This is a genomic window from Pradoshia sp., from assembly GCF_051873915.1.
GTDB lineage: Bacteria > Bacillota > Bacilli > Bacillales > Pradoshiaceae > Pradoshia.
The window spans coordinates 1-3,246 of record NZ_JBJEFJ010000042.1 but is presented as its reverse complement, the minus strand read 5'-3'; the positions used below and the strand labels follow the sequence as shown (position 1 = coordinate 3,246).

The 3,246-nt window shown below is 44.4% G+C and carries 3 protein-coding genes and 1 other RNA gene; all 4 read left to right on the top strand.

What is annotated here, in order from left to right:
- Positions 1 to 318 precede the first annotated feature (318 nt).
- The 4 genes from ACI35L_RS04780 to ssrA all read left to right on the top strand — a co-directional run bounded on the left by ACI35L_RS04780 (position 319) and on the right by ssrA (position 3,217).
- On the top strand, positions 319 to 1,701 hold the full coding sequence (locus ACI35L_RS04780) for an L-cystine transporter (RefSeq protein ID WP_049669541.1): 1,383 nt from the start codon (positions 319 to 321) through the stop codon (positions 1,699 to 1,701).
- Between the two features lie 106 nt (positions 1,702 to 1,807).
- The gene (locus tag ACI35L_RS04775) at positions 1,808 to 2,185 is read left to right on the top strand and encodes a RidA family protein (protein ID WP_049669542.1); all 378 of its coding nucleotides are present in this window, start codon (positions 1,808 to 1,810) and stop codon (positions 2,183 to 2,185) included.
- 69 nt (positions 2,186 to 2,254) lie between these two features.
- Positions 2,255 to 2,719: an SsrA-binding protein SmpB gene (gene smpB, locus ACI35L_RS04770; RefSeq protein ID WP_049669543.1), complete on the top strand. Its 465-nt coding sequence runs from the start codon at positions 2,255 to 2,257 to the stop codon at positions 2,717 to 2,719.
- Positions 2,720 to 2,855: 136 nt separating this feature from the next.
- Positions 2,856 to 3,217, top strand: a transfer-messenger RNA (tmRNA) gene (gene ssrA / locus ACI35L_RS04765).
- Positions 3,218 to 3,246 lie beyond the last annotated feature (29 nt).

Here is a 3,246-nt window from a genome sequence, read left to right as displayed (position 1 = left end):
AAGGCTGGATAAATGAAAATGGACAAGCTGACGGTCTTTTTGCAGAGATTACTGTATTTTTTAGTTAAATTTCTTATAAAAGTTATCAATAGGACAGCCAAATTGAAATATCGTTTCCTATGACCAATGACCCCTATTTACGATATTCTGATTCAATGGCCATCCCCTCGGGTAGCAGAAAGACAAGGTTTTTATCCATCAGTGTACGATTTTAGAGGAAAATCCAAATGATAAGAGCATATAATTTACAAATCGTTCAAGAATGTTTATAATCCTTATAGTAATACTATGAATTAGCGAAGAGGGGGATATACCAAAGTGGATACTTTGTTATTGCTTGTCAATATTATTTTGTTACTAGCTCTAATCGGTCTTTTATATTTCATGCAGAAGAAACATGTCTCGTTTTCTAAGCGGGTATTTACAGCTCTTGGCCTCGGGCTCATCCTTGGCTTCTACCTGCAGTTCGGCTATGATAGCGGATCAGAGGTGCTTGAGGGTACGAAGAATTGGTACAGTATCGTTGGAACCGGCTATGTCAGCTTCTTGAAGATGATTGTCATGCCATTGATTGTTGTTTCCATCATCTCTGCGATTATCAAAATTAAAGGGGATAGCGGTGTTGGGAAAATCAGCTTTTCCATTATCGGTGTGCTCGTTGCCACAACAGCGATTGCGGCAGTTATTGGGATTGTGAGTGCACTAGGGTTTGACCTTTCCGCTGATAATCTTGAAAATGGTGAAGCAGAGCAGGCTCGCTCTGCCCAATTAGAAGAAACGATGGTTCAAGTGGACGACTTAAGCTTCCCTGAGCGGATTCTGCAGGTCATCCCAACGAACCCATTTCTTGATTTAACTGGACAGCGTCCTACTTCCACTATTGCAACCGTCATTTTTGCCGCCTTTATAGGGATAGCAGCAATTGGGGTGCGCAGAAAGGCTCCGGAAGAGTTCGCAACATTTGAGAAAATTATTGATGCGCTGTATAAGATTGTGATGCGGATTGTGACATTGATTCTCCGACTTACTCCATACGGCATTGTGGCTCTTATGGCCAATACGATTGCGAATACGAATATGGATGGGGTTATCGAGCTTTCCCGATTCGTCATCGCCTCCTATGTGGCGCTGATTGTCATGTTCCTTGTTCATCTAGTCATTTTAAGCTTCTCCGGACTTAGCCCGGTACAATATGTAAAGAAAATTGGACCATTGATGACATTTGCCTTTACATCCCGATCTAGTGCAGCTGCGATTCCAATCAATGTGGAAACCCAGACCACTCAATTCGGGAACTCAAGAGGCATTGCGAATTTTGCGGCATCTTTAGGTGCATCCATCGGTCAGAACGGCTGTGCGGGAATTTATCCGGCTATGCTGGCCGTCATGATTGCTCCAGACCCGCTTGATCCGGCTTTCTTGATTCAACTAGTCATCATCGTAGCCATCAGTTCATTTGGTGTCGCTGGTGTTGGCGGCGGTGCAACATTTGCTGCCTTGATTGTCCTATCAAGCATGAATCTGCCAATCGGCATCGCGGCTCTTTTGATTTCTGTTGAACCACTTATTGATATGGGCCGTACTGCTCTTAATGTGAGCGGCTCTGTGACAGCTGGTCTAGTGACAGGAAGAGCGACAGGACAGCTTGATAAAAAAGTTTATAACAGTGAAAAAACAGAGATGGAATCTGTTGAATTGTAAGGATGTGCACCCGCACATCCTTTCTTCCTTTTAGACAGCAGGAAAAAGGCGGTTCAAGTCGAATAATATAAGGGTATGGAATAGAGTGAAATGGAGGAATACTACTATGGGAAAGAAAATCATCCAAACATCAAAGGCTCCTAGCGCAATCGGCCCTTATTCTCAAGCTATCGAGGCCAATGGATTCGTGTATACATCCGGCCAACTGGGACTTGACCCGGAAACAGGGGAATTAAGAAGCGGTATTCGCGAACAAACACAGCAGGCGTTAAAGAATGTCCAGGCTATCTTGAATGAGGCAGGGCTGAGTCTAGATAATGTGGTTAAAACAACGGTGTTCCTGCAGGATATGAATGACTTTGCAACGGTTAATGAAATCTATGCGATTTACTTTAACAGCTCCCTTCCGGCAAGAAGTGCCATTGAGGTCGCACGCCTGCCAAAGAACGGGCTTGTAGAAATAGAGGCAATTGCTGTAGTATGATAATAGAAAGAGCCAAGTAACGGCTCTTTTTTTCAAAATGACCCGTATAAAGAGAGAGGGGGTATGGACATGCCAAAAGGAGCAGGAAAAGTCATTGGACAGAACAAAAAGGCATACCATGATTACTTTATTGAAGAAACCTATGAGGCAGGAATTGTTCTCCAAGGAACGGAAATCAAATCGATTCGTAATGGCCGCGTGAATCTGAAGGATTCCTATGCGAGGATCATTAATGGCGAGGTCTTCCTGATGGGAATGCATATCAGCCCATATGAGCAGGGGAACCGCTATAACCACGATCCGCTGCGCGTGCGCAAGCTTCTTCTACACAATAAAGAAATCTCCAAGCTGATCGGCCAAACGAAGGAACAAGGCTATGCACTCGTCCCATTGAAGCTTTATTTGAAAAACGGCTTCGCGAAAGTGTTAATCGGCCTTGGTAAGGGTAAGAAGAATTATGACAAGCGTGAAGATCTGAAGAAGAAGGAAGCCAAACGCGAAATTGAGCGTGCCTTCAAGGAACGGCAGCGCTAATCTGGTTTAAAGCCCAAGTTCTTACAATTGAATTTCACATCCGTTGTGATATAATAATTCATGTACCGTAATTGAATAGAAGCAAAGCAAACAAGCTTTGAGCTTCTTCATTTCGTACGCTCCACATTCTTAATGAGGGGACGTTACGGATTCGACAGGGGTAGTTCGAGCTTATGTTGCGAGTCGAGGGGATCGGCCTCGTTAAAACGTCATAGCCTATAACTGGCAAACAAAACAACAACCTAGCTTTCGCTGCCTAATAACAGTCGATAGCTGTTCCTCCCTCCATCGTCCATGTGGTAGGGTAAGGGACTCACTCTAAGTGGACTACGCCGGATCTCGCCGTCTGAGGGAGAAGGAAGAGAACAATCAGACTAGCTGCCCGGAAGCCTGTCGATAGGCCGAAGGACCAGCGAATCGCCAATATATCGACTACACTCGTAGAAGCATAAGTGCCGTTATCTTTGGACGTGGGTTCGACTCCCACCGTCTCCACCAATACATAGTTTTGGTGGTTTTTTATTTTT

Excerpts from the sequence above, each read along its gene's own strand:
- ACI35L_RS04775 (WP_049669542.1), top strand. The coding sequence starts at position 1,808 with ATGGGAAAGAAAATCATCCAAACATCAAAGGCTCCTAGCGCAATCGGC.
- smpB (WP_049669543.1), top strand. The coding sequence starts at position 2,255 with ATGCCAAAAGGAGCAGGAAAAGTCATTGGACAGAACAAAAAGGCATAC.